This window comes from Pseudomonas palleroniana (assembly GCF_022836895.1).
Taxonomy (GTDB): domain Bacteria; phylum Pseudomonadota; class Gammaproteobacteria; order Pseudomonadales; family Pseudomonadaceae; genus Aquipseudomonas; species Aquipseudomonas palleroniana.
Map to the genome: position 1 here is coordinate 478971 of NZ_CP092411.1, position 25089 is coordinate 504059.

At 61.8% G+C, this 25089-nt stretch carries 24 protein-coding genes; 11 read left to right on the forward strand and 13 right to left on the reverse strand.

Translation table 11 applies throughout. From position 1 onward, the window contains the following. Nucleotides 1-28 precede the first annotated feature (28 nt). The 6 genes from MJP36_RS02030 to MJP36_RS02055 all read right to left on the reverse strand — a co-directional run bounded on the left by MJP36_RS02030 (nt 29) and on the right by MJP36_RS02055 (nt 5756). Nucleotides 29-1333, reverse strand: coding sequence for an MFS transporter (locus MJP36_RS02030; protein WP_161548512.1), 1305 nt, complete (start codon nt 1331-1333; stop codon nt 29-31). Between the two features lie 162 nt (nt 1334-1495). Beyond that, nucleotides 1496-2644: a galactonate dehydratase gene (gene dgoD, locus MJP36_RS02035; protein ID WP_244384754.1), complete on the reverse strand. Its 1149-nt coding sequence runs from the start codon at nt 2642-2644 to the stop codon at nt 1496-1498. A gap of 48 nt (nt 2645-2692) precedes the next feature. Next, entirely contained in the window at nt 2693-3313 is a 621-nt protein-coding gene (locus tag MJP36_RS02040; RefSeq protein WP_060756537.1) for a 2-dehydro-3-deoxy-6-phosphogalactonate aldolase, read from the reverse strand. 1 nt (nt 3314) lies between these two features. After that, the gene (locus MJP36_RS02045; protein WP_244384757.1) at nt 3315-4274 is read right to left on the reverse strand and encodes a 2-dehydro-3-deoxygalactonokinase; all 960 of its coding nucleotides are present in this window, start codon (nt 4272-4274) and stop codon (nt 3315-3317) included. 174 nt (nt 4275-4448) lie between these two features. Beyond that, a complete protein-coding gene (locus MJP36_RS02050; RefSeq protein ID WP_060756682.1) occupies nt 4449-4775 on the reverse strand; it encodes a DOPA 4,5-dioxygenase family protein in 327 nt (108 codons plus the stop codon). Between the two features lie 30 nt (nt 4776-4805). Beyond that, nucleotides 4806-5756: a choline sulfate utilization transcriptional regulator gene (locus MJP36_RS02055; protein ID WP_060756539.1), complete on the reverse strand. Its 951-nt coding sequence runs from the start codon at nt 5754-5756 to the stop codon at nt 4806-4808. A gap of 103 nt (nt 5757-5859) precedes the next feature. Between MJP36_RS02055 and betC the strand changes: the two genes are divergently transcribed. The 3 genes from betC to MJP36_RS02070 all read left to right on the forward strand — a co-directional run bounded on the left by betC (nt 5860) and on the right by MJP36_RS02070 (nt 9988). Continuing rightward, nucleotides 5860-7374 carry a choline-sulfatase gene (gene betC, locus MJP36_RS02060; RefSeq protein ID WP_244384761.1) on the forward strand — a complete coding sequence of 505 codons (1515 nt, stop codon included), beginning with the start codon at nt 5860-5862 and terminating at the stop codon, nt 7372-7374. Between the two features lie 18 nt (nt 7375-7392). After that, nucleotides 7393-8307, forward strand: a complete 915-nt coding sequence (choX, locus tag MJP36_RS02065; protein ID WP_060756541.1) for a choline ABC transporter substrate-binding protein — start codon at nt 7393-7395, stop codon at nt 8305-8307. Between the two features lie 112 nt (nt 8308-8419). Then, nucleotides 8420-9988, forward strand: coding sequence for a SulP family inorganic anion transporter (locus tag MJP36_RS02070; protein WP_104995091.1), 1569 nt, complete (start codon nt 8420-8422; stop codon nt 9986-9988). A 128-nt stretch (nt 9989-10116) separates the two neighbouring features. On the opposite strand, the gene aroE is transcribed toward MJP36_RS02070, so the two are convergent. Both aroE and hemF read right to left on the reverse strand, forming a co-directional pair. Next, nucleotides 10117-10935 carry a shikimate dehydrogenase gene (aroE, locus tag MJP36_RS02075; protein ID WP_104995090.1) on the reverse strand — a complete coding sequence of 273 codons (819 nt, stop codon included), beginning with the start codon at nt 10933-10935 and terminating at the stop codon, nt 10117-10119. Beyond that, nucleotides 10935-11867 (reverse strand): oxygen-dependent coproporphyrinogen oxidase, encoded by a 933-nt coding sequence (gene hemF, locus MJP36_RS02080; RefSeq protein ID WP_060756544.1) that lies wholly within the window; start codon nt 11865-11867, stop codon nt 10935-10937. The genes aroE and hemF overlap by 1 nt, the downstream gene beginning before the upstream one ends. Before the next feature lie 160 nt (nt 11868-12027). Between hemF and MJP36_RS02085 the strand changes: the two genes are divergently transcribed. Continuing rightward, complete coding sequence (locus MJP36_RS02085; protein WP_060756545.1) at nt 12028-13005, forward strand: quinone oxidoreductase family protein; 978 nt, start codon at nt 12028-12030, stop codon at nt 13003-13005. 131 nt (nt 13006-13136) lie between these two features. On the opposite strand, the gene tsaC is transcribed toward MJP36_RS02085, so the two are convergent. From tsaC to MJP36_RS02100, 3 genes are all read right to left on the reverse strand, one after another. Continuing rightward, the gene (gene tsaC, locus MJP36_RS02090) at nt 13137-13694 is read right to left on the reverse strand and encodes an L-threonylcarbamoyladenylate synthase type 1 TsaC (protein WP_060756546.1); all 558 of its coding nucleotides are present in this window, start codon (nt 13692-13694) and stop codon (nt 13137-13139) included. 54 nt (nt 13695-13748) lie between these two features. After that, entirely contained in the window at nt 13749-14843 is a 1095-nt protein-coding gene (dprA, locus tag MJP36_RS02095; protein ID WP_104995089.1) for a DNA-processing protein DprA, read from the reverse strand. 63 nt (nt 14844-14906) lie between these two features. Continuing rightward, on the reverse strand, nt 14907-15683 hold the full coding sequence (locus tag MJP36_RS02100) for a peptidoglycan-binding protein (protein ID WP_244384762.1): 777 nt from the start codon (nt 15681-15683) through the stop codon (nt 14907-14909). 135 nt (nt 15684-15818) lie between these two features. Between MJP36_RS02100 and def the strand changes: the two genes are divergently transcribed. The 5 genes from def (at nt 15819) to MJP36_RS02125 (ending at nt 20383) form a co-directional block, all read left to right on the forward strand. Further along, nucleotides 15819-16325, forward strand: a complete 507-nt coding sequence (def, locus tag MJP36_RS02105) for a peptide deformylase (protein WP_016970668.1) — start codon at nt 15819-15821, stop codon at nt 16323-16325. 69 nt (nt 16326-16394) lie between these two features. Beyond that, nucleotides 16395-17348 (forward strand): methionyl-tRNA formyltransferase, encoded by a 954-nt coding sequence (fmt, locus tag MJP36_RS02110; protein WP_244384763.1) that lies wholly within the window; start codon nt 16395-16397, stop codon nt 17346-17348. After that, the gene (rsmB, locus tag MJP36_RS02115; protein ID WP_244384764.1) at nt 17345-18655 is read left to right on the forward strand and encodes a 16S rRNA (cytosine(967)-C(5))-methyltransferase RsmB; all 1311 of its coding nucleotides are present in this window, start codon (nt 17345-17347) and stop codon (nt 18653-18655) included. Before fmt ends, rsmB begins: the two co-directional genes overlap by 4 nt. Nucleotides 18656-18677: 22 nt before the next feature. Beyond that, entirely contained in the window at nt 18678-20051 is a 1374-nt protein-coding gene (gene trkA / locus MJP36_RS02120) for a Trk system potassium transporter TrkA (RefSeq protein ID WP_060756551.1), read from the forward strand. 20 nt (nt 20052-20071) lie between these two features. Then, nucleotides 20072-20383, forward strand: coding sequence for a hypothetical protein (locus tag MJP36_RS02125; protein WP_104995085.1), 312 nt, complete (start codon nt 20072-20074; stop codon nt 20381-20383). Nucleotides 20384-20516: 133 nt separating this feature from the next. On the opposite strand, the gene MJP36_RS02130 is transcribed toward MJP36_RS02125, so the two are convergent. Then, nucleotides 20517-21404 (reverse strand): lysophospholipid acyltransferase, encoded by an 888-nt coding sequence (locus tag MJP36_RS02130; protein ID WP_060756553.1) that lies wholly within the window; start codon nt 21402-21404, stop codon nt 20517-20519. Nucleotides 21405-21444: 40 nt separating this feature from the next. After that, nucleotides 21445-22002: a DNA-3-methyladenine glycosylase I gene (locus tag MJP36_RS02135; protein WP_161548522.1), complete on the reverse strand. Its 558-nt coding sequence runs from the start codon at nt 22000-22002 to the stop codon at nt 21445-21447. Nucleotides 22003-22083: 81 nt separating this feature from the next. Between MJP36_RS02135 and glyQ the strand changes: the two genes are divergently transcribed. Both glyQ and glyS read left to right on the forward strand, forming a co-directional pair. After that, nucleotides 22084-23037 carry a glycine--tRNA ligase subunit alpha gene (gene glyQ / locus MJP36_RS02140; protein ID WP_003187265.1) on the forward strand — a complete coding sequence of 318 codons (954 nt, stop codon included), beginning with the start codon at nt 22084-22086 and terminating at the stop codon, nt 23035-23037. Continuing rightward, nucleotides 23034-25088 carry a glycine--tRNA ligase subunit beta gene (gene glyS / locus MJP36_RS02145; protein ID WP_104995083.1) on the forward strand — a complete coding sequence of 685 codons (2055 nt, stop codon included), beginning with the start codon at nt 23034-23036 and terminating at the stop codon, nt 25086-25088. The genes glyQ and glyS overlap by 4 nt, the downstream gene beginning before the upstream one ends. The last annotated feature ends 1 nt before the right edge of the window (nt 25089 follow it).

Genomic DNA, 25089 nt, shown 5'->3' on the forward strand with positions numbered 1-25089 from the left:
CAAAGGGCGACCTCAAGGTCGCCCTGTCCTACAACTCGATCCGCTCAACCTTACCCACCAGCAACACATAAGAAAGCGCCCCAAGCAATGCCAGCACCGCAATGTAGGTAATCGCCGGCGCAAATGAGTCACCACTGGCCAGGAAGCCAATCACGATCGGCGTGGCGATCGCCGACAGGTTGCCGATGAAGTTGAACACCCCGCCGGTCAAGCCCAGCAGGCGCGCCGGTGCCAGGGTCGAGACCAGCGACCAGGTGATCGACGCCAGGCCATTGCCGAAGAACGCCACCGCCAGGAAGGCGATGACCCACGCGGTGGAGTCGACATAGTTGGCCCCGATGATCGCCGTGGAAATCAACAGCCCGCCAATGATCGGCAACTTGCGCGCAAAACCCACTGACGCGCCCCGGCGAATCAGCCAGTCGGAAAAAATCCCGGAGCACAGTACGCCGACGAAGGCCGCGAGGAAGGGCAACGACGCCAGCAGACCGGACTTGATGAAGTCCATGCCGCGATATTTCACCAGGTAGGTCGGGAACCAGGTCAGGAAGAACCACAGCGTCGAGTTCAGGCAGAACTGCCCCAGGTAGATCCCCCAGAGTTTGCGCTTGCTCAGCACGATGCCCAGGTCGGCCCAACTGAACGGCGCCTTGACGGTTTTCGCCTGCATGTCCACCAGGCCGCCGCCCTCACGGATCAACGCGATTTCAGCCGCATTGGCGCCTTTGAAATCCTTCGGCTCGCGGTACACCGCATACCAGATCACCGCCCAGAGAATGCCCACGCCCCCCGTGACGACAAACACCATGTGCCAGCCGAAGGCGTGTTGCAGCCAGGCCAGTATCGGCGTGAGAAACGCCAGCCCGACAAATTGCCCGGAGGTGTAGACGCCAATGGCGGTCGCCCGCTCACGCTCGGGAAACCAGGTCGTGACCACACGGCTGTTGATCGGATAAGCCGGCGCTTCCAGCGCACCCACCGCCATGCGCAGCACGAACAGCGCGATGAAGCTTGCGGCAAAGCCCAGCATGACAGTGGCGATGGACCACAACAGCAACGCAGCCGTATACAGAATTCGCGGCGGCACCCGGTCCACCAGCCAACCGCCGGGAATCTGCATGGCGGCGTAGGTCCAGCCGAAGGCGGAGAAGATCAGCCCGACATGCACCGGGTCGATACCCAGCTCACTGGTCAGCGCCGGGGCGGCAATCGACAGGTTGCTGCGGTCGAGGTAGTTGATCACCACGGTGATGAACAACAACAGCATGATGAAGAAACGCTTTCTGCTGGGCGTGACTAAAGAAGCCTGTCCAGTAAAGGATTCAGGGTGCATGGGGTGCCTCTTTTTATGTTTGTTGAGGTCTGGCCTGACGGCCTGAAGAAACCGAATCAACTGTGGGAGGGGGCTTGCTCCCGATGGCGGCGCATCAGATTCAGATGTGCTGACTGACTCACCGCCATCGGGAGCAAGCCCCCACCCACATTTAGCTGGAAGTCACCACTCGGCAAAGCTGCCGTCGGCATGGCGCCAGATCGGATTGCGCCAGCGATGGCCGATAGCCGCGCGTTCGACCACATATTCCTCGTTGATCTCGATACCCAGGCCTGGCCCGTTGGGGATCTTCACGAAGCCCTGGTCATAGTCGAACACGCCCGGGTCGCGCACGTAGTCGAGCAGGTCATTGCTCTCGTTGTAGTGAATGCCCAGGCTTTGCTCCTGGATAAACGCGTTGTAGCACGCAGCGTCCAGTTGCAGGCACGCCGCCAGGGCAATCGGGCCCAGCGGGCAGTGCAGGGCAAGGGCCACGTCGTAGGCTTCGGCCATGTTGGCGATCTTGCGGGTTTCGGTGATGCCTCCGGCGTGGGACGCATCCGGCTGGATGATGTCGACATAGCCTTCGCTGAGCACACGCTTGAAGTCCCAGCGCGAGAACAGGCGCTCGCCCAGCGCGATCGGGGTGCTGGTCAGCGGTGCCAGTTCCTTGAGCGCTTCGTAGTTTTCACTGAGCACCGGCTCTTCGATAAACATCAGTTTGTACGGGTCGAGTTCCTTCATCAGCACCTTGGCCATGGGCTTGTGCACGCGGCCATGGAAGTCGACGCCAATGCCCACGTTAGGGCCGACCGCATCCCGCACAGCGGCAACGTTGGCCAAGGCCAGGTCGACTTTTTCGAAGCTGTCGACGAACTGCAACTCCTCGGTGCCGTTCATTTTTACTGCGGTAAAGCCACGCGCAACCGCCTCTTTGGCGGCACGGGCGGTATCGGCCGGGCGGTCGCCGCCGATCCATGAATACACGCGGATCTTGTCGCGCACCTGGCCACCAAGCAGGTCGCTGACGGACACGCCGAGGGCCTTGCCCTTGATGTCCCACAACGCCTGGTCGATACCGGCCAGGGCACTCATGTGCACCGCGCCGCCACGGTAGAAACCGCCGCGATAGAGCACGGTCCAGATGTCTTCGATATTGCGCGGGTCTTTGCCGATCAGGTAGTCGGACAGTTCTTCGACGGCCGCCGCCACGGTATGGGCGCGGCCTTCAACCACAGGCTCGCCCCAGCCGGTCACGCCCTGGTCGGTTTCGATCTTGAGGAAGCACCAGCGCGGCGGAACGATGAAGGTCGTCAGTTTGGTGATTTTCATCTGTTATCTCTCTTATAGATGCAGCGCCCGTGGGCGCGGAACTTGAAGTCAGCTCAGGCTGTTCCAGGCGGCGACATACGCCTGGGCGCGGCTCGCGACCTGATCCACCGTCATACCTGGCTTGAACAACCCGGAACCCAGGCCGAACCCTTTGGCGCCGGCATCGATGAACACCTGCATGTTGTCCGGGGTAATGCCGCCCACCGGCAGCAGCAACGTGCCCGCCGGCAAGACCGCCAGCCACGCCTTGATCACCGACGGGCCCATTTGCTCGGCCGGGAACAGCTTCAACACGTCGGCGCCTTCGGCCAGGGCGGCAAATGCTTCGGTCGGCGTGGCCACACCGGGCGACAGGAACAGGCCCGCCGCTTTCGCTGCGCGCAAGACCTTGGCATCGCTGTGGGGCATCACGATGACCTGGCCACCGGCGGCTTTCACTTGCTCGACCTGCTCCGGGGTCAACACCGTGCCCGCGCCGATCAGGCAATCGGCAGGCAGGCCATCGCGCAGCGTGCGGATGCTGGTGTAGGGGTCGGGCGAATTCAGCGGCACTTCGATGACACGAAACCCCGCCTGGTACAGCACCTGGCCCATCGCCAGGGCTTCGTCCGGTCGTACGCCACGCAGGATTGCGATCAAACCGTTGCGGGCGAGCGCTTGCTTGAGCATGTCAGGTCTCCAATGCAGGTTGAGTGAGCCCGGCGGCCACCGCCAGTTGCCACAGGCCACGCTCGGTGGCTTCCTGCGCCAGGCTGACGTGGTCGAAGCCGCACAGGGCGAGGGCGCGTTGGTAGCGGGCGCAGAGGGCGGCGGCGCCGACCAGGATGATGGGTTGGTGTTTCGCGCCGACCGGCAGGCCGGCCAGTTCATGACCGATGAGCAAGCCGGACAGGTAGTCAGGCTGTTGTTCAGGCGACAATTCGCCGGTCAGCCCGAGCGTGCGCGCACTGAACAACGTCGACAGCACACCGCGTTGGCCATCTTTGGAGAGCGCCACCTGCACGCCCCGATCAAAAGCGTCGGCCTGGAAGTATTCGGATATTTGCTGGGTACGCCCAAGCAGGCTGTGTTTGCTCAACACCGCGAACAGCTCGCCGGTCATGAAGGTGTCGAAGTGGGTGATACGCCCCTCGACCACCTCGACCCATTTGGAATGGCTACCGGGCAAGCCGATCAATACGTCGGCGCCTAGACCCTGCAGCACGCCCAGTACCTGGGTTTCTTCGCCACGCATCACATTGGGCAGACCGACCTGCTCAATCACGCCGGGGACGATATGCACGTCGATTCCACGCAAGCTGCGTACCCGATGCAGAGCATTGCCGAGGCTGGCGACGTCCACTGGCGTATTGCGATAGGCCGCCTCGCTCCAGCCCTGGGCGCTGCCGACCATGCCGCAAGCGATCACGGGCAGGTCGGGCCGGGCATCGAGCCAGTCACCACACGCCGCATCGAATGCCAATTCAAAACCATCACGGCAGTACACACCCGCGATATCCCGGGGCTCGCTGGGCAAATGCATGATGCCCCACGCCAGCGAGCGCTGCTCCAGCACCACGCCTGCGGGGCCGAGTTTATAAGCACGAAGGGAACTGGTGCCCCAATCGAGCGCGATCAATTGCGCCTGCATCGCTTCACCTGAATGAGTGGTGATGAAAAAAGCTGATGGGCGAATATAAACCTATGCTTGCGCATATCTCAATATATAAATATCAATCCCATATAGTGAGACGAGACGAGATAAATCCTACTCCGTTTGCCCTTTTTGCGGGGAGTGGAACAAGACGTTATCTGATAGGGGAAGTTAAAAAGCCGACAAGTCCAGTTCGCGCATCGCCCCCATCCAGATCGCATAGTCGGTGTGATCCTTCAGGTCATCGCCGGTTTCGGGGTGCAGGAACACCACCAGACCCTCGCGGTGCAGGGCCAACCACGGCAGCACCACACCGATGTACTCCGGCTCGAAAGCCAATTGGCAGCTCCAGTCCGGGTGCGGGCCCACCGGCCGTTCGTGCACTCGACCCATGCGTAACGGGAACAGCTTGGCCGCGTCTTCGCACAGGGTGCGCGCCTGCTCGATCGTACTGGCGTCGAAGTAAATATGGGCGTGATAGCCCTTGATACGTTGCATGATGAAATCCGCGTCCACTGTGCGCCGATCCTAGACCGCAATCGACGGCAGGGCCAGCCCGGTCAGGGACTGCGCGCTGCTGGCCTGCTCCGCCAGCAGCCAATCGACAAAGCGCTCGATCAACTGTCCCCGGCGTTTGCGCTGGGGCTGCACGACGTAATAACCGAAACGCGAGATCACCGTGTCGCTGATCGGCCGGCACAGCCAGTTCTGCTGCAACAGGTTATCCACCAGGTGGCGCCAGCCGATGGCTACACCCTGACCGGCAATCGCCGCCTGGATCAGCAGTGTGTAGTTGTCGAAACGCAACTGGCCGGGCGTGGGTGCCGTGGTGATCCCTAACTCGCGAAACACACCGCTCCAGTCGAACCACTGGCTGTTGTTCTCCTGACGCAGGTGCAGCAGGGGAAAATCCTGCAAATTCGCCAGGGTCAGCGCTGTGGTCTGCTCCTTGAGCCACTGCGGGCTACACACCGGGAACACTTCTTCGTTGAACAGCCACAAGCTGTCGCCCTGCTTGAAACGCCCGTCGCCGAACAACACCGCCACATCGATATCACTGCGCAAGGTGGCGTGGTTACGTTCGCTGGTGACCAGGCTGACATCGACCTGCGGGTTGGCCTGGTGGAAACGGTGCAGGCGCGGCATCAACCAGTAAGCGGCGAAAGCGAAGTCGGTGGCCACTTGCAGCACTTCATGCTGGCCCTGCTGGGTGATCGCGCTCAGGCCTTGGTTGATGGCCTGCAAGCCACCCTGGGCATGCTCGAACAGCAGGGCACCCGCGTCGGTCAATTCGATGCCACGGTAGATGCGATCAAACAGGCGAATCGACAGCTGTTCTTCGAGCCGCTTGATCTGCTGGCTGATGGCCGGTTGAGTGGTGCCCAACTCCATGGCGGCCGCCGTGAAGCTGCGATGTCGCGCCGCCGCTTCGAACACGCGCAACAGGTCGAGGGATAGATCACCGAGGGCTTCATACATTAGCTGTACTTATCCTAGACATTGTATTTCATGGGCTTTACCCAATTTTTCATGGGCTGCATGCTCATTCGCATAAACACCGCCTATGGAATGCCGAAGCCCCATGAAGCGCAAGAACATTCTTTTCATCATGGCCGATCAAATGGCCGCGCCACTGTTGCCGTTCTACGCACCGTCCCCGATCAAGCTGCCGAACCTGAGCCGCCTTGCCGCACAGGGCGTGGTGTTCGACGCCGCCTATTGCAACAGCCCGCTGTGTGCACCGTCGCGCTTCACCTTGGTCAGCGGCCAACTGCCGAGCAAGATCGGCGCCTACGATAACGCTGCGGATTTCCCCGCCGATGTACCGACGTATGCCCACTACCTGCGCCGCCTCGGCTACCGCACCGCGCTGTCGGGCAAGATGCATTTCTGTGGCCCCGACCAATTGCATGGCTACGAAGAGCGCCTGACCAGCGACATCTACCCCGCCGACTACGGCTGGGCGGTGAACTGGGATGAGCCGGACGTGCGCCCCAGCTGGTACCACAACATGTCCTCGGTACTGCAAGCCGGTCCGTGTGTGCGCACCAACCAGCTCGACTTCGACGAAGAGGTGGTGTTCAAAGCCCAGCAATATCTGTACGACCATATCCGTGAGGACGGCGATCAGCCGTTCTGCCTGACGGTTTCGATGACTCACCCGCACGACCCGTACACCATTCCCAAGCCGTTCTGGGAGCTGTACGACGATAGCCAGATCCCTTTGCCGACGACCCCGCCCCAGGCCGATCTCGACCCGCACTCCCAGCGCCTGCTCAAGGTCTATGACCTGTGGGACAAGCCGCTGCCTGTGGATAAGATCCGCGATGCGCGGCGTGCTTATTTCGGTGCTTGCAGCTATATCGACAGCAATGTCGGCAAGCTCTTGCAGACCCTGGAAGACACCGGCCTGGCCGAGGATACGATCATCATCTTCTCCGGCGACCACGGCGACATGCTCGGCGAGCGCGGCCTCTGGTACAAAATGCATTGGTTTGAAATGGCCGCCCGCGTACCGCTGCTGGTCTGGGCACCGGGGCAATTCGCCGCCGGCCGCGTGGCCCACGCCGTGTCCACCGCCGACCTGCTGCCGACCCTGGTGGCGCTGGCCGGCGGCGAGCTGGACCCACGCCTGCCGCTGGACGGCCGCTCGCTGGTGCCGCATTTGCAAGGGCAGGGCGGGCACGACGAAGTGTTCGGCGAGTACATGGCCGAAGGCACCATCAGCCCGCTGATGATGATCCGCCGTGGCGCCTACAAATTCATCTACAGCGAAGACGACCCTTGTCTACTGTTCGATGTGCACAACGACCCGCACGAGCGGGAGAACCTCAGCCAGTCGCCGGAGCACCGCTCACGGTTCGAGGCGTTCTTGAGCGAGGCGCGAGCCAAATGGGACATCCCGGCGATCCACCAACAGGTGCTCGCCAGCCAACGCCGCCGTCGCCTGGTGTTTGAAGCCCTGACCCAGGGCAAGCTGAAGAGCTGGGATCACCAGCCACTGGTAGACGCCAGTCAGCAATACATGCGCAACCATATCGACCTCGACGACCTGGAGCGCAAGGCACGTTATCCACAACCCTGCCAAAACCAATAAAGACACAGAGGGAAGGCCATGCAAAAGCTAACGGTAGTACTGGGTATCCTGGCGCTCGCCAGCGCCAATGTGTACGCAGACGCCAGTTGTGAAACGGTGAAAATGGCTGATCCCGGCTGGAGCGATATCGCCGCCACCAATGCCATCACCGGTTTTCTACTGACAGGCATGGGCTACAAACCCAAGGTCGACACCCTGGCGGTGCCGATCACGTTTGGCGGGCTCAAGGATGGCCAGGTGGATGTGTTCCTGGGCAACTGGATGCCGGCACAACAGGGCTTCTATGACAAGTTCGTGGCCAATGGCGATGTGGTGCAACTGGCGAAAAACCTCGACGGCACCGAGTTCACCCTCGCGGTACCGGACTACGTGTGGGACGCCGGCGTGCATGACTTCAACGACCTGAACAAGTTTGCCGACAAGTTCGACAAGAAGATCTACGGCATCGGCTCCGGCGCGCCGGCGAATATCTCGTTGCAGGAGATCATCAAGAAGAACGACTTTGATCTGGGCCAATGGAAGCTGATCGAGTCCAGCGAACAGGCGATGCTCGCCGAGGTGTCACGCTCGGTCAAAAAACAGAAATTCGTCACCTTCCTTGGCTGGACGCCGCACCCGATGAATGTGCAATTGAAAATGCACTACCTCAAGGGCGGCGAGAAGTATTTTGGTGACACCGGCAGCGTGTATACCTTGACCCGCAAGGGTTACGCACAGGCCTGCCCGAATGTCGGGAAGCTGCTGACCAACCTGAGTTTCACCCAGGAGATGGAGAACAGCATCATGGCCGAGGTCGCCAACAACAAGGTCAGCAATGCCGATGCGGCGAAGGCGTGGATCAAGGCGAATCCCGCGGTGTTGGACAAGTGGCTCGACGGGGTGAAGACCACGGATGGCCAGGAGGCCCTGCCGGCTGTCAAAGCCAGGCTCTGACATCCAACACGATCCAAGTGTGGGAGGGGCGGTGCGACGATTCGACTTGCTCCCTCCCACCGGGATCGATGTCTGCTGATATTCTGCGCCAAACCTACAGACCGAGCCTTTCATGCCCCGGCCCAATCGCCACACACTTTTTCCCTTTCTCGCCTGGCTCCCGCGCCAAACCCGCGCCAGCATGGGTCGAGATGCAGTCGTTGGCCTCAGCGGCGCAATCCTCGCCCTGCCACAGTCGATTGCCTACGCACTGATCGCCGGTCTCCCGCCCGAATACGGCCTGTACGCGGCAATCATCCCGGTACTGATCGCCTGTCTCTGGGGCTCCTCCTGGCACCTGATCTGCGGCCCTACGGCGGCGATTTCCATCGTGCTGTACGCCAGCATCAGCCCCTTGGCGATACCCGGATCGCAGGACTACATCACCTTGATCCTCCTGCTGACATTCCTGGCCGGCGTTTTCCAGTGGCTGCTGGGCATGCTGCGCTTCGGCGCGCTGGTGAATTTCGTCTCTCACTCGGTGGTACTGGGTTTCACCCTGGGTGCCGCCGTGGTGATTGCCCTGGGCCAGTTGCCCAATCTGCTGGGCCTGGATTTGCCGAGCCAGGCCACGGCAATCAATAGCCTGCTGGCGCTGATCGACCATGGCGGCGAGTGGGACCAGGCGTCACTGGCCCTCGGGCTGGGCACCTTGTTGGTGGGCGCGTTGCTCAAATACTGGGTGCCACGCTGGCCAACGCTGTTGATCGCCCTGGCCCTCGGCAGCCTGGTCGCCTGGCTGTGGCCGGCGATGTTCGGGCATGTCGCGCGGGTCAGTTCGTTTGTCGGTAAGCTGCCGCCATTCAGCCCGCTACCGATGGACCTCGATCTGCTGCTGCGCCTGCTGCCCAGTGCAGTGGCGGTGGGGATGCTGGGGCTGGTGACCAGCCTGTCGATAGCCCGCTCTTTGTCGGCTCGTTCACAGCAATTGCTCGACGCCAACCAGGAAGTCCGCGCGCAGGGTTTATCCAACATTGTCGGCGGATTTTTCTCGGGCTACTTGTCAGCCGGTTCCTTTACCCGCTCCGGGCTCAGCTATGAAGCCGGCGCGTGCTCGCCGTTGGCGGGGGTGTTTTCCGCGCTGTGGGTGGCGCTGTTCGCGTTGTTCGGCGCCGCATTGATCGCCCACATCCCCATTCCGAGCATGGCCGCGAGCATTCTGTTGATTTGCTGGGGCCTGGTGGACCATCGCGGCATTCGTGCGTTGTTCCGGGTGAGCCGGGCCGAGTTTGTGGTGATGAGCCTGACCTGCGTCGCCACCTTGCTGCTGGAGCTGCAAACGGCGATTTATGCCGGGGTGCTGGCCTCGCTGTTTTTCTACCTCAAGCGCACCTCGCAACCGCGCGTCCAGCAGTGGCGTGACGGCGACGAAGATGTGCTGCGGGTAGGCGGCTCGATCTTCTTCGGCGCCAGCCATTACCTGCAAGTACGTCTGCAAAGTCTGCATGGCCAGCGGGTGGTCATCGAGGCGCAGCAGATCAACTTTATCGACTATTCCGGCGTGGAGATGCTGCACCAGGAGGCACGGCGATTGCGGGGCTTGGGACGCAGCTTGACCTTGCGCCGGGCCCGGCCGCAGGTGGTGGAGGAGTTGAAGAAACTGGAAGGAGCCGACAACTGCCCCCTCCAGTTCGAAGACTGAACGCAGTCAAACATGTGGGAGGGGGCTTGCTCCCGATAGCGGTGATTCAGCTAAGTAATTCTTGGCTGACACACTGCAATCGGGAGCAAGCCCCCTCCCACAGTAGCGATGCCCACATCAGATTGGAGCTAGATGAGTTGGCGGCGTAGTTCAGCCAGCACCGGTGCCGAAGCCGGGCGCACACCGCGCCACAGGAAGAACGCTTCCGCCGCCTGCTCCACCAGCATGCCCAGGCCATCCATCGCCACGGCTGCACCTTGTTCAGCGGCCCAGCGACAGAACGCGGTCGGCTCCTTGGCGTACATCATGTCGTAGCAAAAGGTCTTGCCGGGTTCGATCAGGCTGCCGGCAATCGGCGGTACATCGCCTGACAGGCTGGCGGACGTGGCATTGATGATCAGGTCTACCGGCTCACGCAGCCAGTCGAAACCGCTGGCGGATACCGGGCCGAGATCGTCGAACAGCTCCGCGAGCAATTCGGCCTTTTCGACCGTACGGTTGGCGATGATCAACGAGGCCGGTTGTTCCGCCAGCAACGGTTCCAATGCCCCGCGGACTGCACCGCCGGCGCCCAGCAGCAGGATGCGCGCGCCTTTGAGCATCAACCCGGCGTTTACCGTCAGGTCGCGCACCAAACCCGCGCCGTCGGTGTTGTCGCCCAGCAGGGTGCCGTCGGCCAACTTGCTCAAGGTGTTCACAGCACCGGCGCGTTGGGCGCGCTCGGTCAAGGTATCGGCCAGACGGTAGGCTTCTTCCTTGAACGGCACAGTGACGTTGGCACCCCGTCCTTGCACAAAGAACTCACGGGCACAGCCGGAGAAATCCTCCAGCGGTGCGAGCAAGGTGTTGTAATCCAGTTGCTCGCCGGTCTGCTCGGCAAACATACGGTGGATCAACGGCGATTTACTGTGGCCGATGGGGTTACCGAATACGACATACCGATCCATCAGACAGCCGCCTTGGGCGCAATCAGGCCAAGCCAGTCGCGGTCTTGCAGGAAGTAGTCGGTGAGTCGCGCTTCTTCGCTGCCGGCTTCGGCTTTCCAGTCATAGCTCCAGCGCACTTGCGGCGGCAGCGACATCAGGATCGACTCGGTACGCCCACCCGACTGCAGGCCGAACAAGGTGCCACGGTCGTAGACGAGGTTGAATTCCACGTAGCGGCCGCGACGGAACTCCTGGAATTCGCGCTGTTGCTCGGTGTAGGGCATGGCTTTGCGGCGCTGTACGATCGGCAGGTAGGCATCGATGTAGGCATCGCCGATAGCGCGGATGAAGGCGAAGCAGGTGTCGAAGTCCCATTCGTTCAAGTCATCGAAGAACAGCCCGCCGATACCGCGCGGTTCGTTGCGATGCTTGATATGAAAATAGGTGTCGCACCAGGCTTTGTAGCGCGAGTACACCTGCGGGCCGAACGGCGCACAGGCCTGCTCGGCCACACGATGCCAGTGGATGCAGTCTTCTTCGTTGCCATAGTAGGGCGTCAGGTCGAAGCCGCCACCGAACCACCATACCGGCTCTTCACCGTCTTTTTCGGCAATGAAAAAGCGCACATTGGCGTGGGACGTCGGCACATGCGGGTTGTGCGGATGGATCACCAGCGACACCCCCAACGCCTCAAAGCCGCGCCCGGCCAACTCAGGGCGATGGGCACTGGCAGAGGGTGGGAGGCCGCTGCCAAACACGTGGGAAAAGTTAACGCCGCCTTTTTCAATGACCGAACCGTCTGCAATCACACGGGTGCGACCGCCACCGCCGGCAGGCCGGGTCCAGGCGTCTTCGATAAAGCGAGTGTCCGTCTCGAAGGTTTCCAGGGCGCTGCAAATGCGGTCTTGCAGGTCGAGCAGGTAGGCTTTAACAGCCTCAGTGCGAGTAGTCATGGCATCACCTTGAATCGGGCAAAGCTACGCGAGGCCATCGGGCGTCGGCGGCAAATGGGCGCACAGGATAACACCGCACCCACGCGCGTCGCAGTTGACGAAGATCAAGCTTAGGAGTCCGATAGCAGGCCACGCGATTCGATCTCAAGGAGAAGTGCAGATGGCCAAACGTATCCAGTTCAGCGCCCATGGCGGTCCCGAAGTACTTGAATATGTCGACTACACGCCCGCAGAGCCGGGCCCGCAACAGGTTCGCGTGCGTAATGAGGCCATCGGCCTGAACTTCATCGACACCTATTTCCGCAGCGGCCTGTATGCGCCGCCAGCCTTGCCGTCGGGGCTGGGCGCCGAGGGTGCCGGGGTGGTCGACGCGGTCGGCAGTGAAGTCTCTCAATTCAAGGTCGGCGACCGTGTGGCGTATGGCAGCGGCCCATTGGGCGCCTACAGCCAACTGCATGTGTTGCCCGCGGCCAACCTGGTGCACCTGCCGGACGAGATCAGCTTTGAACAGGCTGCCGGTGCCATGCTCAAGGGCCTGACCGTGCAATACCTGCTGCGCCAGACCTATGAACTCAAAGGCGGCGAAACCATTCTGTTCCACGCCGCGGCCGGGGGCGTGGGCTCCCTGGCCTGCCAATGGGCCAAAGCCCTGGGCGTCAAGCTGATCGGTACCGTGAGCTCGCCGGAAAAAGCCGCCCTGGCCAAATCCCTCGGCGCCTGGGAAACCATCGACTACAGCAAGGAAAACGTCGCACAGCGCGTATTGGAATTGACCGACGGCAAGAAAGTACCGGTGGTATACGACGGTGTGGGCAAGGATACCTGGCTGACCTCACTGGACAGCGTGGCACCGCGTGGGTTGGTGGTGAGCTTCGGTAACGCGTCGGGCGCGGTCGATGGGGTGAACCTGGGGATCCTGGCGGCCAAGGGTTCGCTGTATGTGACCCGTCCGACACTGGCGACCTATGCCAACAACCCGGAGAACCTGCAGGCAATGGCCGATGATTTGTTCTCGATGATCAAGAGCGGCAAGGTCCGCATTGATATCAACCAGCGCTATTCGCTGGCTGAGGCGGCGAAAGCGCAAACGGAGTTGTCGGGACGGCGCACGACGGGGTCGACCATTCTGTTGCCGTAAGACGATAGAGCTGTAGAGGTTGTGAGGGCCTTATCGCGAGCAAGCCCGCTCCCACACTTGACCGCGTTCCTTCAGTTGGAATCCGATCAAAATGTGGGAGCGGGCTTGCTCGCGATGGTCACACCTCGGCCTCAGGACGGCCGCACCACCTCACCCGTCGCCAAATCACGAATCAGGCTCGGGTTCTTGCGCCCACCCAGGGCGCCACCCAGCACCACGTCCAGTTGGCCACGGAAATATTGCTCTACACGCAGCCGCGTGCGCGCCGCCGGGCGCCCCTGAGGGTTGGCCGATGTGGAAATCAACGGCCCCACCAGCGAGCACAAATCCCGCACCAGCGGATGGTCACTCACCCGTACCGCCACCGTGTCATGCACACCGGTCACCCATTCAGGCAGCAAGCCCTGGTGGGGCACCAGCCAGGTATTCGGCCCCGGCCAGGTACTGGCCATGCGTTCGATCCAGGTATCCGGGAAATCTTCAAAGAGAAAATCGAACTGGCGAATATTGTCCGCCACCAGGATCAAGCCCTTATCCACCGAGCGGTTCTTGATCGCCAGCAGCCGGTCCACCGCTTCTTCATTCCACGGGTCGCAGCCCAGGCCCCAGACCGCCTCGGTCGGATAGGCAATCACCGCGCCTGCACGAATTTCTCGTGCGGCTTCCAGCACACGCCACCTGTTGACCATTGTTCACTCTCCGGACTAAAGCTCTGCGCAGTTTACCGATCTTCGTTACAAAACCTAGGGGCGCGCGAGCCAGCGGCCACTCTCGCAGATCACTTGGCCTTCGAGCTCCAACTCCGTCAGCGTCGCCAGCACTTGGGATAACGGCCGCCCGCTGGCAATCGCCAAGCCTTCGCTGGTATGAGGCGCGGCATGCAGCAACGCCACCAGCGGATGGGTGACCGGCATGGGGGCAGGACGGGACAGGGCCTGCCAACCGCGCAAACCTTCCAGAATGTGCTCGATGGTTTCGACCAACACCGCACCATCGCGGATCAACTGGTGACACCCCTTGGCACCCGGATGATGAATCGAGCCGGGGATCGCATACACCTCGCGTCCTTGCTCGGCCGCCAGCCGTGCGGTAATGAGCGAGCCGCTGGCCATGCTGGCTTCAACCACCAACACGCCCAGCGACAAGCCGCTGATGATCCGGTTGCGCCGGGGAAAATTACCCGCTTGCGGCGCCGCATCCAGCGGAAACTCGGAAATTACGGCACTGCCTTGGTCAATCATTGCCGCCGCGAGCTTTCGATGGCGCTGTGGATAAAAATTTTCCAGGCCCGTGCCCAGCACGCCGATGGTCTGGCCACCCACCTCCAATGCCGCCTGATGCGCCGCGCCGTCTATGCCCAGCGCCAAGCCGCTGGTGATAACAAAGCCCGCACTCGCCAGGCTGCGCGAAAACGCGGCGGCCGTGTCCATGCCGGGACGGGAAGCGCGACGGCTGCCGACCATCGCCAACTGGGGTTTTTCCAGGATTGCAGGGTCACCGGCAACGAACAGCAACGGGGGGGCATCGTCGATCTGGGCGAGTAGCGCGGGATACTCAGGCTGGTCCCACATCAGTAAATGCTGGGCCGGGCGGGCTAGCCAGGCCAAGGCAGCACTCGCGCCATCACGGATTTCAGGGCTGCGTCGAGCCTCGGCACTGATGGCCGGCAACCCGAGGGAACGCCAGGCACTGGCGGGGGCGCTGATGGCCTTTGAAGCGCCGCCGAACGCTTCGATCAAAATGCGAAAACGCTTGGGGCCCAGTTCCGGCAGCCTGTGCAAGCGTAGTCGGGCTTCCAGTTCGGCAGGCGAAATTTCATCACTGTTTATCGGATACATCTGATCATCCTTGACCGGAACAAGCTGTGGATAACTCTGTTGGTAACTTATTTAGCAGGCTATTTATTGCGTTGAATTGGCCGTCACGAAACGGTCCATCACCGCCAGTGAGCGCGAGGCACTCAGTACCAGGCCGTAACTGAGTTTTTCAAAGGTACGAAACACCAGCAGGGTGCCAGCACGCTCGTCAGGAAGTGGCGTCGGGGCGCCGGTGAGGATGTCGCGGACAGTGGAACCGCTCTTGATCACCGTGAGCAATTGGCCTTCGACCATGCCGTCGCGCCGGCCTTTATTCAGGGTGACGGCGTCCAGCACGCCAATCTGAGTGACGCCCTTGGGGATATCAATGATTTGCCCTTCGATAAAAGGCGCGGATACCCCAGCTTCCAGCCTTGCCGGCGCGACGGGGTGCTCAGCGCGTAGCAGACGGTCGCCTGGGCGGACTTCCTGGGTCACGCGCTGCACGGCCAGGGTAGTGAGATCACCGGCCGTCACAAAACGTGCGGTGCCGATGTCGTCGGCATTGATGCCCAGCAGTTCCTGAGTGAGCGGGTCGGTGTAGGTTTTGCCGCGCCGGAAAATCCCATAGCTGGCCTGGGACGGGTCGAGAGCACCGCGGGCATGCACCCGCTCGCCATGGGCGCCCAACACCCGCCCCGCCTCAGCCGCAACAATGTAGGGCGCCCGGTCCAGATCCTGGGGCGTATCGAGAATGCGGTGATGCAATAAGAAGCGCTGGATAGCCTGTTGCGTCGGTTGATCCAGGCGCTGTACAGGCTGGGGCAGCAGGGCCGTGGCGAACGGGGCCCACAGCAGCAAGACGAGTAGCGATTTCCTCATGGGGTCAATCTCCTTTATTATGTGCGTTCGCGTGAAATGCCATGGCCTGTGCGGCTTTTGAGCGTTTCACACCGGCTGTCTGGGTCCATCCCAACGCCGATTTGCCTCTACCTCACATGTGCAGCAATTACGCTTATGGCTATTTTGAACATCCTCGAATTCCCCGACTCGCGCCTGCGCACGATCGCCAAACCGGTGGCCGTAGTGGACGACAAGGTTCGTCAGTTGGTCGATGACATGTTTGAAACAATGTATGAAGCCCCGGGCATCGGCCTCGCCGCCACCCAGGTCAACGTGCATCAGCGCGTCGTGGTCATGGACCTGTCGGAAGATCGCAGCGAACCCCGGGTGTTCATCAACCCCGAGTTCGAACCGCTGACCGAAGAGATGGGCGAATACCAGGAAGGTTGCCTGTCGGTACCGGAGTTCTACGAAAACGTCGAACGCCCGCTACGCGTGAAGATCAAGGCCCTGGACCGTGATGGCAAGCCCTACGAGTTGATCGCCGATGGCCTGCTGGCGGTATGCATCCAGCATGAGTGCGACCACCTCAACGGCAAGCTGTTTGTCGATTACCTGTCCACGCTCAAGCGCGACCGAATCAAGAAGAAGCTGGAAAAAAAGCATCGCCAGCAAGCTTGATGCCCGTCTTCCAAAGGCTTGCTGCGGCAAGCCTTTTTCTTTTGTGACTGCTTTTAACCGAGAACTCCCATGACCGAGCCACTGCGCATTGTTTTTGCCGGCACTCCCGAATTCGCAGCCGAACACCTCAAGGCGCTGCTTGCCAGCCCTTATGACATCGTCGCGGTGTATACCCAGCCGGATCGTCCGGCCGGGCGCGGGCAAAAACTGATGCCAAGCCCGGTCAAGCAGTTGGCGCTGGAACACAACATCCCTGTGCTGCAACCACCCAGCCTGCGTAATGCCGAGGCTCAGGCCGAGCTGGCCGCACTGCAGCCGGACCTGTTGGTGGTCGTGGCCTATGGCTTGATCCTTCCACAAGTGGTGCTGGACATCCCCCGCCTGGGTTGCATCAACAGTCACGCCTCGTTGCTGCCACGCTGGCGCGGCGCAGCCCCCATCCAGCGGGCGGTTGAGGCGGGTGATCGCGAAAGCGGGGTGACCGTGATGCGCATGGAGGCGGGCCTGGATACCGGCCCGATGCTGCTCAAGGTCACCACCCCGATCACGGGCGAAGACACTGGCGGCAGCCTGCACGACCGGCTCGCCGAGCTGGGCCCGCCGGCGGTGATCCAGGCTATCGCCGGCCTCGCAACTGGCACACTGCCAGGCGACGTACAGGATGACAGCCTGGCCACCTACGCCCACAAACTGAATAAAGACGAAGCGCGTATCGACTGGAGCCGCCCGGCCGTGGAACTGGAGCGCCTGGTGCGCGCCTTCAACCCGTGGCCGATCTGCCACAGCACGCTCAACGGCGAGGCCTTGAAAGTACTGGCCGCGACCTTGGCCGATGGCAAAGGCGCTCCCGGCGAAATCATCGGGGCCAGCAAAGACGGCCTGGTGGTGGCCTGCGGTGAACAGGCGCTGTGCCTGACCCGTCTGCAATTGCCTGGCGGCAAAGCACTGAATTTCAGCGACTTGTTCAACAGCCGTCGTGAGAAATTTGCCCTCGGCACGGTTCTCGGGACGGTCGCCCAATGAACCCGCGTCTGGCCGCCGCCAAGGCCCTCGCCGCCGTTCTCAACGGCAAGGCTTCGTTGAACAGTTCGCTGCCCACTCAGCTGGACAAGGTTGAGGACCGCGATCGCGGTTTCACCCAAGACCTGGCATTTGGCACCGCCCGCTGGCAGCCGCGCTTGTCGGCACTGGCGGCCAAGCTGCTTCAAAAGCCGTTCAAGGCCGCCGATGCGGATGTGGAAGCGCTGCTGCTGGTCGGCCTCTATCAGTTGCTCTACACCCGCGTGCCGGCCCATGCCGCCATCGGTGAAACCGTCGGTTGCGCCGACAAGCTGAAAAAGCCCTGGGCCAAGGCCCTGCTCAACGCCGTGCTGCGCCGCGCCCAGCGCGAGAGCGAAGCGCTGCTGGCCGAGCTGGAGCACGACCCGGTGGTGCGCACCGCTCACCCCCGCTGGCTGCAAAAAGCCCTGAAAGCCTTCTGGCCGCAGCAATGGGAAGCCATTTGCGCCGCCAACAATGCGCACCCGCCGATGATCCTGCGGGTCAACCGCCGTCATTACAGCCGTGATGCCTACCTGCAATTGCTGACCACGGCCGGCATCAACGCCACACCGTGCGTGTACAGCGTCGACGGTATCGTGCTGGAAGCCGCCACCGACGTACGCAGCCTGCCGGGCTTTGCCGAAGGCTGGATCAGCGTGCAGGACGAAGCCGCACAACTGGCCGCCGACCTGCTCGACCTGGCCCCCGGCCAACGCGTGCTCGACGCTTGCTGCGCACCGGGCGGCAAGACCTGCCACATCCTGGAAGTCGAAAAGGACCTGGCGGGTGTGATCGCGGTCGACCTGGAAGCCAAGCGCCTGGTACGTGTGCGTGAAAACCTCGCACGCCTGGGCCTCAACGCCGACCTGATCGCTGCCGACGGCCGCGACACCGCCAGTTGGTGGGACGGCAAACCTTTCCAACGTATCCTGCTGGACGCGCCGTGTTCTGCCACCGGCGTCATCCGCCGTCATCCGGACATCAAGCTGACCCGCCAGCCCGACGACATCGAGGCCCTGGCTGTGCTGCAAGGCGAACTGCTCGACGCCTTGTGGCCGACCCTGGAAGTCGGCGGCATCCTGCTCTACGCCACCTGCTCTACCTTGCCCACCGAGAACACCGAGGTGATCCAGGCCTTCCTCGCCCGCACCAGCGGCGCGCGCGAACTGGACCTCGCCACGGCCGCCGGGATCAAGCAGCCCCACGGCCGCCAACTGCTCGCACAGGAAGGCGGCCACGATGGCTTCTACTACGCCAAACTGATCAAAATCGCCGCCGCACGCGGCTGAATGGTTTTAAGGGAGTGACCGGATGAAAATCATCATCCTTGGGGCAGGGCAGGTTGGCGGTACGCTGGCCGAACATTTGGCCAGCGAAGCCAACGACATCACGGTGGTCGACACCGACAGCGAACGCCTGCGCAACCTCGGCGACCGCCTGGACATCCGCACTGTGCAAGGCCGCGCGTCATTCCCGACGGTACTGCGCCAGGCCGGCGCCGACGATGCCGATATGCTGGTGGCCGTGACCAACAGTGACGAAACCAACATGGTTGCCTGCCAAGTCGCCCACACCCTGTTCCACACCCCGACCAAGATCGCCCGCGTGCGTGAAGCGGCCTACCTGACCCGTGCGGGGCTGTTCGACAACGACGCGATTCCGGTGGACGTGCTGATCAGCCCGGAACAGGTGGTCACCCACTACATCAAGCGCCTGATCGAGATACCCGGCGCCTTGCAGGTGATCGACTTCGCCGAAGGCAAGGCACAATTGGTGGCGGTGAAGGCTTACTACGGTGGCCCGCTGGTCGGCCAGCAACTGCGCCAGTTGCGCGAACACATGCCGAATGTGGAAACCCGCGTAGCGGCTATTTTCCGACGCGACCGGCCGATCCTGCCCCAGGGCGATACGGTGATCGAGGCTGACGACGAGGTATTTTTCATCGCAGCCAAGGCGAATATTCGCGCAGTGATGAGCGAAATGCGCCGGCTCGACGAGAGCTACAAACGCATCGTGATCGCAGGGGGTGGGCAGATTGGCGAACGCTTGGCGGAGGCGATTGAAAGCCGCTACCAAGTGAAGATCATCGAGATGAGCCCGACACGTTGCCGGTATTTGTCCGACACGCTCGACAGTACCGTGGTGCTGCAAGGCAGTGCCTCGGACCGCGACCTGCTGATGGAAGAAAACATTGCCGACGCGGATATCTTCCTGGCCCTGACCAACGATGACGAAGCCAACATCATGTCTTCCCTGCTGGCCAAGCGACTGGGCGCGAAGAAGGTGATGACCATCATCAACAACCCGGCCTATGTCGACCTGATTCAAGGGGGCGATATAGACATCGCCATCAGCCCGCAGCTGGCCACCATTGGCACCTTGCTCGCCCACGTGCGCCGTGGCGATATCGTCAGCGTGCACTCCCTGCGCCGGGGCGCGGCAGAGGCCATCGAGGCGATCGCCCACGGTGATGCGAAATCGAGCAAGGTGATCGGCAAGGCCATCCGCGATATCGGCCTGCCGCCGGGCACCACCATCGGCGCGATCATTCGTGATGAAGAAGTGATCATCGCCCATGACGACACGGTGATCGCCACGGGCGACCATGTGATTTTGTTCCTGGTGGATAAAAAGCATATCCGCGATGTGGAGAAGTTGTTCCACGTGGGGCTGAGCTTCTTCTGACGCAAAAGGAGTACACCGGCATGCTCGAATCCCTGGAGAAAATGCTCGCCAAGGGTGTCGATAATTCCCTGCTGCGCTTTGGCTTGGGCAAGGGTTACCTGGACCTGAAGGACAACGCCAAGGCAGCCGAACATTTACGCAAGTGCGTCGAGTTTGACCCGAAGTATTCGGCGGCGTGGAAGTTGCTGGGCAAGGCGCAGGCGGGATTGGGTGATATCGCTGCGGCGCGGCTGGCGTGGGAGAAAGGGATCGAAGCGGCCCAGACCCATGGCGACAAGCAGGCCGAGAAAGAGATGACGGTGTTCCTGAAGAAACTCGACCGTCAGCCCTGACCGGAATGAAATGTGGGAGGGGGCTTGCTCCCGATAGCAGTGTGTCAGCCAAGAATTCCTTAGCTGAACCACCGCTATCGGGAGCAAGCCCTCTCCCACATTGGGTTTTGTCTGAGTATTGAGCCAGTGGGGCCTAGTACCACCGCGCCTCGCCCGGCGGGCGCTTCTTGAAGCGCTTCATGCTCCACATGTACTGGCTCGGGTACGCGCCGACGTAACGCTCCACCACCTTGCTCATGGCCGCGCAGGACGTGGCGGTGTCGGTGCTGTACATGTCTTCCGGCGCCGCTTCCAGGATCACTTTGTAGCCTGAACCATCCGGCAGCCGCAGCGCATGCAGGAAGACACCTACGGCTTTGTGGCCTGCGAGCATGTTCGGCACAAACTTGCTGGTCAGCGCCTGGGTGGCGAAGAACGGCACGAAGATCCCTGCCGATTCGGCCGGCTCCGGGTCGGCGGGGATGCCGACCTGACCGCCTTTGCGCACTTCCTTGATCACGCTGAGAATGCCTTCCTTGGTCGACGCCGCCACACGGTTACCCAGTTGCACCCGCTGTTTTTGCAGGAGTTCATCCACCGCCTTGAGCTTCGGCGGGCGGTAGAAAATGATCGGTTTGCATTGGTTGCAATAGAAGTGATTGAGCACTTCCCAGTTGCCCAGGTGGCTGGTGATGCCCACCACGCCTTTGCCCGACGCCAGGGCTTGGTGCAGCACTTCCAGGCCTTCGACTTCGCGCACCAGGTCGATGGAGCGCTGGGCCGGCCAGATCCAGGCACAGGCGCTTTCGGTCAGGGACTTGCCGATATCCATCAGGCTCTGGCCGACCAGCCGCTCGCGAGCGGCCGGGTCCATGTCCGGGAAGCACTTGGAGAGGTTGATCCGCACCGTGTCGCGAGAGCGGTTGGGGGTTTTCCACATGATCCAGCCAATCGCCGTGCCGACGGCTTGAACGGCGCGCCAAGGCAGCAGGGCAAACAACCGGAGAGCGCCTACCAGCAAGGCGCCTTTAAACTTTTCCACAGGTCACTCCTGATCGTGTGTGGTGCGCAAAGCGGGCATTCTAACCGGCGTTGGCCAACTGCGCGTAACGGTCACAGTCCTGGGTATGGTCCATGACCATGCCGCTGGCCTGCATGAACGCATAGCAGATGGTCGGCCCGACGAAGGTGAACCCGGCCTTTTTCAGGGCCTTGCTCATGGCTTCGGCCTCGGGGGTAATTGCCGGGACTTCGCTGCGGTCCTTGAAGTGATTGACCTTGGGCACGCCGCCAACGAAGGACCAGAGCCACCCCACCGGGTCTTCCAGGGCCAGCCAGGCAGCGGCATTGCGCCGGGTGGCGTTGAGCTTCAAGCGATTGCGCACGATACCCGGATCGAGCATCAAGGCTTCTATTTCAGCATCGGTCAGTTTCGCCAATCGTTGCGCATCGAAACCGAACAACACCTTCCGATAATGCTCGCGTTTGCGTAAAACAGTGATCCAGGACAGGCCCGCCTGGAACCCTTCGAGCAAAAGCAACTCGAACAAACCCTGCGCATCGCGCAGCGGCGTTCCCCACTCCTGATCGTGATATGCCATGTACAGCGGATCTTCAGAACACCAAAAGCAGCGTGGCATAAGGCTCCAGGGGGTGGTAGCAGGGCCGAATCGGGTATACTCCCGCTCTTTAAATCGCAGCCCAAGTAACAGGTGAATTTCGTGAGCCAGCCTACGCCAGCCGTGCGTACCTTCCAAGACTTGATCCTCGCCCTCCAGCAATACTGGGCCGAGCAAGGTTGTGTGGTACTTCAGCCCTACGATATGGAAGTAGGCGCCGGCACTTTCCACACCGCCACATTCCTGCGGGCCATCGGCCCGGAAACCTGGAACGCCGCTTATGTGCAGCCCAGTCGTCGCCCGACTGACGGCCGCTACGGCGAAAACCCCAACCGCCTGCAGCACTACTACCAGTTCCAGGTGGTCTTGAAGCCGAACCCGGACAATTTCCAGGAGCTGTACCTGGGCTCGTTGAAACATGTCGGCCTGGACCCTCTGGTCCACGATATCCGTTTCGTCGAAGACAACTGGGAGTCGCCGACCCTGGGCGCCTGGGGCCTGGGCTGGGAAGTGTGGCTCAACGGCATGGAAGTGACGCAGTTCACCTACTTCCAGCAAGCGGGCGGCATCGAGTGCTACCCGGTGACCGGCGAAATCACCTACGGCCTTGAGCGCCTGGCCATGTACCTGCAGGGCGTGGACTCGGTCTACGACCTGGTGTGGGCAGACGGCCCGTTCGGCAAAGTGACCTACGGCGATGTGTTCCATCAGAACGAGGTGGAGCAGTCCACCTACAACTTCGAACACGCCAACGTCGACAAGCTGTTCGAACTGTTCGACTTCTATGAAAGCGAAGCCAAGCGCCTGATCGAACTCGACCAGCCGCTGCCGTTGCCAAGCTATGAAATGGTGTTGAAGGCCTCCCATACCTTCAACCTGCTCGACGCCCGCCGTGCCATCTCGGTAACCGCGCGTCAGCAATACATCCTGCGTGTCCGCACCCTGGCGCGTTCCGTCGCCCAAGCCTACCTGCTGGCACGCGCCAAGCTGGGCTTCCCGATGGCAACCCCGGATTTGCGTGATGAAGTGTTGGCTAAGCTGGAGGCTGCACAATGAGTGCTCAAGATTTCCTGGTTGAACTGGGCACCGAAGAGCTGCCACCCAAGGCACTCAATACCCTGGCCGACGCCTTCCTGGCCGGTATCGAAAAAGGCCTGCAAACCGCCGGCCTGAAGTTCGAAGCGAAGAAAGTCTACGCCGCGCCACGCCGCCTGGCCGTGTTGCTGACCGCCCTGGAAACCCAGCAGCCGGACCGCAGCATCAACCTTGACGGCCCACCGCGCCAGGCCGCTTTCGACGCCGAAGGCAACCCGACCCAGGCCGCCCTTGGTTTTGCCAAGAAGTGTGGCGTGGAGCTGAGCGATATCGACCAGAGCGGCCCGAAACTGCGCTTCAGCCAAGTCATCACCGGCAAGCCGACCGCAAGCCTGCTGCCGACCATCGTCGAAGATTCGCTGAACGACCTGCCGATCCCCAAGCGCATGCGCTGGGGTGCGCGCAAAGAAGAATTCGTACGCCCGACCCAGTGGCTGGTCATGCTGCTCGGTGACCAGGTCATCGACTGCACCATCCTCGCCCAGAAAGCGGGCCGCGACTCCCGTGGTCACCGCTTCCACCATCCAGAAGCCGTGCGCATTACGTCGCCGGCCAACTACCTCAACGACCTGCGTGCCGCCTACGTGCTGGCCGATGCCAACGAGCGTCGCGAGCTGATCAGCAAACGCACCGAAGAGCTGGCTCGCCTGCAGGAAGGCACCGCCATCGTGCCGCCAAGCCTGCTCGATGAAGTGACCGCCCTGGTTGAATGGCCGGTGCCGCTGGTGTGCTCGTTCGAGGAACGTTTCCTCGAGGTGCCGCAAGAAGCGCTGATCACCACCATGCAGGACAACCAGAAGTACTTCTGCCTGCTGGACGTGGACGGCAAGTTGCTGCCGCGCTTCATCACCGTGGCCAACATCGAGAGCAAGGACCCGCAGCAGATCATCGCCGGTAACGAAAAAGTCGTTCGCCCGCGCCTGACCGACGCCGAGTTCTTCTTCAAGCAAGACAAGAAGCAGAAGCTCGAAGACTTCAACCTGCGCCTGCAGAACGTGGTGTTCCAGGAAAAACTCGGCAGTGTCTACGACAAGGCCGTACGCGTTTCCAAGCTGGCCGCCTACATTGCGCCACGCATCGGCGGTGATGCTGCACGGGCTGCGCGTGCGGGCCTGCTGTCCAAGTGCGACCTGGCCACCGAGATGGTTGGCGAGTTCCCCGAGATGCAAGGCGTCGCCGGTTACTACTACGCCCTCAACGACGGCGAGCCGGAGGATGTGGCCCTGGCACTGAACGAGCAGTACATGCCGCGCGGTGCCGGTGCCGAGCTGCCAAGCACCCTGACCGGTGCAGCTGTGGCCATCGCCGACAAGCTGGACACCCTCGTCGGTATCTTCGGTATCGGCATGTTGCCCACCGGCAGCAAAGACCCGTATGCCCTGCGCCGTGCGGCCCTGGGCGTGCTGCGTATCCTGATCGACAAGAAGCTGGACCTCGACCTGACCCAGGCCGTGGTGTTCGCGGTCGGCCAGTTCGGTGCCAAGGTCAAGCAAGCCGGCCTGGCCGAGCAAGTGCTGGAGTTTGTGTTCGACCGCCTGCGTGCGCGTTACGAAGACGAAGGCGTGGATGTTTCCGTCTACCTGTCGGTACGTGCCCTGCAACCGGGTTCGGCGCTGGACTTCGACCAACGCGTGCAAGCCGTACAGGCGTTCCGCAAGCTGCCGGAGGCCGATGCCCTGGCCGCCGTGAACAAGCGCGTATCGAACCTGCTGAGCAAGGCCGAAGGCTTGGGCAACGCCGAAGTCGACCCGGGCCTGTTTGCCGATGCCAAGGAGTTCTCGCTGAACTCGGCCATCGCCAAGGCGGAGAACGCGGTGAAGCCGCTGATCGCCGAGCGTAACTACGCCGAAGCGTTGGCGCGCCTGGCGAGCTTGCGTGAGCCGGTGGATGCGTTCTTCGAAGCGGTGATGGTCAATGCCGAAGAGGCCGGCGTGCGGAAAAACCGCTACGCCATGCTGGCGCGCCTGCGCGGCTTGTTCATCGGCATCGCTGATATTTCCACACTGAGCTGAC